Here is a 6,520-nt window from a genome sequence, read left to right as displayed (position 1 = left end):
CACCTGGGGCATCTACAGCGGCTACGAACTCTGCGAGAACACCCCCCTGCGCAAAGGCAGCGAGGAATACCTCCACTCGGAGAAATACCAACTCCGCCCCCGCGACTGGGAAACCGCCGAACGCGAAGGCCGCACCATCACCCCCCTCCTCGCCACACTCAACGCGATCCGGCGCGCGAACCCCGCGCTCAGGCAGCTGCGCGATCTGCACTTCCATCACGCGGACCAGGACGCGGTGATCGCCTACTCGAAACGGCAGGGATCGAACACGGTTCTGGTGGTCGCGAACCTCGACCCCCACCACACCCAGGAGGCAACGGTCTCGTTGGACATGCCGCAACTCGGCCTGGACTGGCACGAGTCGGTGCCGGTGCGCGACGAGCTCACCGGCGAGACCTATCACTGGGGCAGGGCCAACTATGTGCGCCTTGAGCCGGGCCGCGCGCCCGCGCACATCTTTCGTGTTCTGCGACCGTCCACCCCGCAGATCGGAGGGTCACCCACAACATGATCGTCAACGAGCCCGTTCAGGACACCTTCGAGGACACTCCTGCCAAGGATCGTGACCCGGATTGGTTCAAGCGCGCCGTCTTCTACGAGGTCCTGGTGCGCTCCTTCCAGGACAGCAACGGGGACGGCGTCGGCGACCTCAAAGGCCTGACGGCCAAACTCGACTACCTGCAATGGCTCGGCGTCGACTGCCTGTGGCTGCCGCCATTCTTCAAATCGCCGCTGAGGGACGGCGGTTACGACGTCGCCGACTACACGTCGGTGCTGCCCGAGTTCGGTGACCTCGCCGACTTCGTCGATTTCGTGGACTCCGCCCACCAGCGCGGAATGCGCGTCATCATCGACTTCGTCATGAACCACACCAGCGACCAGCACCCGTGGTTCCAGGAGTCGAGGAAGGACCCCGACGGCCCGTACGGCGACTACTACGTATGGGCCGACGACGACAAGCAGTACGCCGACGCCCGCATCATCTTCGTCGACACCGAGGCCTCCAACTGGACCTTCGACCCGGTCCGCAAGCAGTACTTCTTCCACCGCTTCTTCTCCCACCAGCCGGATCTCAACTACGAGAACCCGGCCGTGCAGGAGGAGATCCTCTCGGCGCTGAAGTTCTGGCTGGACCTGGGAATCGACGGCTTCCGGCTCGACGCCGTGCCCTACCTTTATGCGGAGGAGGGCACGAACTGCGAGAACCTTCCCGCGACCCATGAATTCCTCCGGCGGGTACGCAAGGAAGTCGACGCCCAATACCCGGACACGGTGCTGCTGGCGGAAGCCAACCAATGGCCCGAGGACGTGGTCGACTACTTCGGCGACTACCGAAGCGGCGGCGACGAGTGCCACATGGCCTTCCACTTCCCGGTGATGCCACGGATCTTCATGGCCGTCCGGAGGGAATCCCGCTACCCGGTCTCGGAAATCCTCGCCAAGACCCCGGCCATTCCCTCGGGCTGTCAGTGGGGCATCTTCCTGCGGAACCACGACGAGCTGACCCTCGAAATGGTCACCGACGAAGAGCGCGACTACATGTACGCGGAGTACGCCAAGGACCCGCGGATGCGCGCCAACATCGGCATCCGGCGCAGGCTGGCCCCGCTCCTCGACAACGACCGCAACCAGATCGAGCTGTTCACCGCCCTGCTGCTGTCGCTCCCCGGCTCGCCGATCCTCTACTACGGCGACGAGATCGGCATGGGCGACAACATCTGGCTCGGCGACCGCGACGCCGTACGCACGCCGATGCAGTGGACCCCGGACCGCAACGCGGGATTCTCGTCGAGCGACCCCGGACGGCTTTTCCTGCCCACGATCATGGACCCGGTCTACGGCTACCAGGTGACAAATGTCGAGGCGTCGATGGCCTCGCCGTCCTCTCTCCTGCACTGGACCCGTCGCATGATCGAGATCCGCAAGCAGAACCCCGCCTTCGGACTCGGCACCTACACGGAACTCCCGTCGTCGAATCCGGCCGTGATCGCCTTCCTGCGTGAATACGAGGACGATCTCGTCCTGTGCGTGAACAACTTCTCCCGGTTCGCACAGCCGACGGAGTTGGATCTGCGCAGGTTCAGCGGGCGGCATCCGGTGGAGCTGTTCGGCGGGGTGCGATTCCCGGCCATCGGTGAGCTGCCGTACTTGCTGACCCTCGGCGGGCACGGCTTCTACTGGTTCCGGCTGCGCAAGGACGCCGCCTGAGAGCCCGGGCGGGGCGGTTTCCACCGCCCCGCCCGGGGCACGCAGAAGTAACACCCCGCACCACCCGGGGAAAGGACGCGACGCCATGTCGGAAGCCGTCACCCGTACCACCCTCACGACCTCTCCCGGTCTCCTCGCGTCGCTGGACCCCCTGTTGCGGAAGTGGCTGCCGCGACAGCGCTGGTTCGCGGGCAAGGGGCGTCCGGTGACCGGCTTCTCGCTGGTGGCGGCCACCGAGCTGCTGCCGCCCGGCGGCAAGCTGGGCCTGTACCACCTGCTGGTGCGCACCCATCAGCCCCTCACCCCCGTACCGGGCGCCCCGGAGCAGCCCGCGGACTGCTACCAGCTCCTCATAGGCGAACGCGAGGCCCTGCCGCCCCGGCTGGCGCCCGCCCTGATCGGACACGTGACCGAGGGCCCGCTCGCCGGACGCACGGTGTACGACGCCCTGTACGACACCCGCCCCGCCGAACTGCTCCTGGAGGCGCTGCGCGCCGGGGCCCGGATCGGCGCGCTGCGCTTCGAACGCGACGGCAGCCAGGAGATCCGCTCCGGCCTGGTGCCACGCCTGGTCACCTCCGAGCAGTCCAACTCCTCGGTCGTCTACGGCGATACGTTCATCCTGAAACTGCTGCGCCGGGTCGTGCCCGGCGTCAACCCCGACCTGGAGCTCCCGCTGGCACTGGCCCGCGAGGGCTGCGACCGGGTACCGGCGCCGACGGCGTGGATCGGGGCCGAGCTGGTGCCCCAACAGGCAACAGCCAGTGAGTCGTACGTCCTCGGTGTGCTCCAGCCCTTCGTGCAGGGCGCGGCGGACGGCTGGGAGCTGGCGTTGCGCGAGCTGGCCAAGGGGGAGGACTTCGCCGCCGCGGCACGGGCGCTCGGGCGCGCCACAGCCGAGGTGCACACGGCGCTGGCCCGTACGCTGCCGACCGTGACCCTGGGGCATACGCAGGTGCAGCAGCTGGTCGACGGCATGGTCGAGCGGCTGGAGGCGGCCGCGCAGGCGGTGCCCGCGCTGCGGCCGTACGCGCCCGGCCTGCGCGCGGCCTTCGAGGCGCTGGCCGCCCTGGCCGCCGAGGGGTGCACCTGGACCGCCCAGCGCATCCACGGCGACCTGCACCTCGGGCAGTGTCTGCGCTCGCCCTCCGGACAGTGGTGGCTCATCGACTTCGAGGGCGAGCCGTCGAAGCCGCTGGCCGAACGGCGGATGCCCCAGCCGCCGGTACGGGACGTCGCGGGCATGCTGCGTTCCTTCGACTACGCCGCCCACTCGGTCGACCTCCCGGTGCCGGGCTGGGCGGAGACCTGCCGGGCCGCGTACTGCTCCGGCTACGCGCAGGTCGGCGCCGCCGATCCGCGGACCGATCCGGTGCTGCTGCGCGCGTACGAGACCGACAAGGCGATCTACGAGGTCGTCTACGAGGCCCGCCACCGCCCCGACTGGCTCCCGGTGCCGATGTCCGCGATACGCCGCCTCGCCGCGGACTCCGCCACCCCGCCCCCCGCCACCCCCTCATCCCCACCATCGCCCAGGAGGCCCCGCCCGTGACCCCCCGCACCACTCCCTCCAGCGGTTCTGAAGCCGAGAACAAGGCCGAGCAGTCGGTCGAGAAGTCGAGCGTCGCCAAAAGGGCGACGACCAAGGCCGCGGAGGCCGCGGAGGCCGTGAAGAAGGGGACGGCGAAGAAGGCACCGGCCAAGTCCGCCACGAAGAAGGCCGAGAAGGCCCCCGCGAAGAAAGCCACGGCCAAGAAGGCAGCCGCCAAGAAGGCCGTCACGAAGAAGGCCACGGCGAAGAAGACCACGGCCAAGACCACCGCCAAGACCACCGCCAAGACCACTGCGGCGAAGAGCACCGCGGCCAAGAGCAGCACAGAGGCCAAGAGCACGGCGGCCAAGAGCACCGCCGGGAAGAAGGCCGCCGGGAAGAAGATCCCCGCGCAGAAGGCGGCGCAGAAGAAGATCCCCGCTCAGAAGGCGATCCCGAAGCCGAAGCCGGCTGAGCCCGTGGAGGTCGCCGTCTCCCCCGCGCTCGACGCGGCCGACCGCGACCGACTCCTCACCGGCACCCATCACGACCCGCACTCCGTCCTCGGCGCGCACCCCGTGCCCGGCGGTGTCGCCTTCCGGGCCTTCAAGCCGTACGCCCTGTCGGTGACGGCCATCGTGGGCACCATGCGGGCCGAACTGCACGACGACGGGGACGGGTTCTTCTCGGGGCTGGTGCCGCTGCGGGACGTGCCGGAGGGCTACCAGTTCCTCGTGGCGTACGAGGGGACGGTGCAGGAGACCGAGGACGCGTACCGTTTCCTGCCCGCGCTGGGCGAACTCGACCTGCATCTGATCGGCGAGGGCCGGCACGAGGAGCTGTGGCGGGCGCTCGGCGCCGAGCCGATGACGCACCAGGGCGTGACCGGCACCCGCTTCACGGTGTGGGCGCCGAACGCGCGGGGCGTGTCCCTGGCCGGCACCTTCAACTTCTGGGACGGCACGGGCTATCCGATGCGCTCGCTCGGCGGCACCGGCGTCTGGGAGATGTTCGTGCCCGGCATCGGCGAGGGCGAGCTGTACAAGTTCGAGATCACGCGGCCGGACGGTTCGAAGACGCTGCGGGCCGACCCCATGGCCCGCCGGACGGAGACGCCGCCCAACACGTCGTCGATCGTGCACGCCTCGCAGCACGAGTGGGGCGACGCGGAGTGGCTGGCGCGGCGCGGTGAGGTCCCGACGCACGAGGCACCGTTCTCCGTCTACGAGGTCCACCTGGCCTCCTGGCGGCCGGGGCTGACGTACCGTCAACTCGCCGAGCAGCTCCCCGCGTACGTCAAGGACCTGGGCTTCACGCACGTCGAGCTGATGCCGGTCGCCGAGCACCCCTTCGGCGGCTCCTGGGGCTACCAGGTCACCGGTTTCTACGCACCCACGGCCCGCCTCGGCACGCCCGACGACTTCAAGTTCCTGGTGGACTCCCTCCACCAGGCCGGCATCGGCGTCCTGATGGACTGGGTGCCGGCGCACTTCCCGCGCGACGACTGGGCGCTGGCCGAGTTCGACGGGCGCCCGCTGTACGAGCACGAGGATCCGCTCAAGTCCGCGCACCCGGACTGGGGCACCCTGGAGTTCGACTTCGGCCGCCGCGAGGTGCGCAACTTCCTCGTCGCCAACGCCCTTTACTGGTGCGAGGAGTTCCACATCGACGGGCTGAGGGTGGACGCGGTGGCGTCCATGCTCTACCTGGACTACTCGCGTGAGCCGGGCCAGTGGGTGCCGAACGAGCACGGCGGGCGGGAGAACCTGGACGCGGTGGCGTTCCTGCAGGAGATGAACGCGACGGTCTACCGGCGGGTGCCGGGGGTCGTGACGATCGCGGAGGAGTCCACGGCCTGGGACGGCGTGACGCGTCCGACGCATGTGGCGGGGCCGGGCGGCTTCGGGGGTCTCGGCTTCGGGCTGAAGTGGAACATGGGGTGGATGCACGACTCGCTGGAGTACATGGCGAAGGAGCCGGTGCACCGCAAGCACCACCACAACGAGATGACGTTCTCGATGGTGTACGCGTACAGCGAGAACTACGTCCTGCCGATCTCCCACGACGAGGTCGTGCACGGCAAGCGTTCGCTGGTGTCGAAGATGCCCGGCGACTGGTGGCAGCAGCGCGCCAACCATCGCGCGTACCTGGGCTACATGTGGGCCCACCCGGGCAAGCAACTGCTCTTCATGGGGCAGGAGTTCGCGCAGGGCGCGGAGTGGTCCGAGGCGCATGGTCCGGACTGGTGGCTGCTGGACCCGGCGTACGGGGCGGAGCCCGATCACCGGGGAGTGCGGGACCTGGTCCGCGACCTGAACACGGTCTACCGGCACACGCCGGCCCTCTGGCAGCGGGACACCGATCCGGCCGGCTTCCAGTGGATCGTGGGTGACGCCGCCGACGACAACGTCTTCGCGTTCCTGCGCTATGACGCCGAGGGGGCTCCGCTGCTGGCGGTGTCCAATCTGTCGCCGGTCGTCCGGCACGACTACCGTCTCGGCGTCCCGGACGACGTGCCGGCGTGGTACGAGGCGGTGAACACCGACGCGGCGAGGTACGGCGGCGGCGACGTCACCAACCCCGACCCGCTGAAGCCGGAACCCCAGCCCTGGCACGGCCGCACGGCCAGCATCCAACTGACCCTGCCACCACTGGCAACGGTCTGGCTCCGCCCCGCTTAGTTTCCTCGCCCCCGCCGCCCCTACCCGTCCCATCCTTCTGGGGCTCCGCCCCAGACCCCGCTCCTCAAACGCCGGAGGGCTGAGTAGTCCAGCCCGTCCG

4 protein-coding genes are annotated in these 6,520 nt (G+C 69.2%); all 4 read left to right on the top strand.

Translation table 11 applies throughout. The annotated features are described in order from the left end of the window. Positions 1-511: DUF3459 domain-containing protein (locus ACIA8X_RS46775; RefSeq protein ID WP_399460792.1), on the top strand; the 511-nt coding region annotated here is incomplete at its 5' end. Next, positions 508-2,208: a maltose alpha-D-glucosyltransferase gene (treS, locus tag ACIA8X_RS46770; RefSeq protein ID WP_393462129.1), complete on the top strand. Its 1,701-nt coding sequence runs from the start codon at positions 508-510 to the stop codon at positions 2,206-2,208. The genes ACIA8X_RS46775 and treS, both read left to right, overlap by 4 nt. An 85-nt stretch (positions 2,209-2,293) precedes the next feature. Next, positions 2,294-3,760: a maltokinase gene (locus ACIA8X_RS46765; RefSeq protein ID WP_399460791.1), complete on the top strand. Its 1,467-nt coding sequence runs from the start codon at positions 2,294-2,296 to the stop codon at positions 3,758-3,760. Next, a complete protein-coding gene (gene glgB, locus ACIA8X_RS46760; RefSeq protein WP_399460790.1) occupies positions 3,757-6,420 on the top strand; it encodes a 1,4-alpha-glucan branching enzyme in 2,664 nt (887 codons plus the stop codon). The genes ACIA8X_RS46765 and glgB overlap by 4 nt, the downstream gene beginning before the upstream one ends. Positions 6,421-6,520: the final 100 nt, after the last annotated feature.

Origin of the sequence: Streptomyces sp. NPDC051738, assembly GCF_044453205.1 — a bacterium.
Taxonomy (GTDB): Bacteria; Actinomycetota; Actinomycetes; order Streptomycetales; family Streptomycetaceae; genus Streptomyces.
This window is presented reverse-complemented; position numbering and strand designations above follow the sequence as displayed.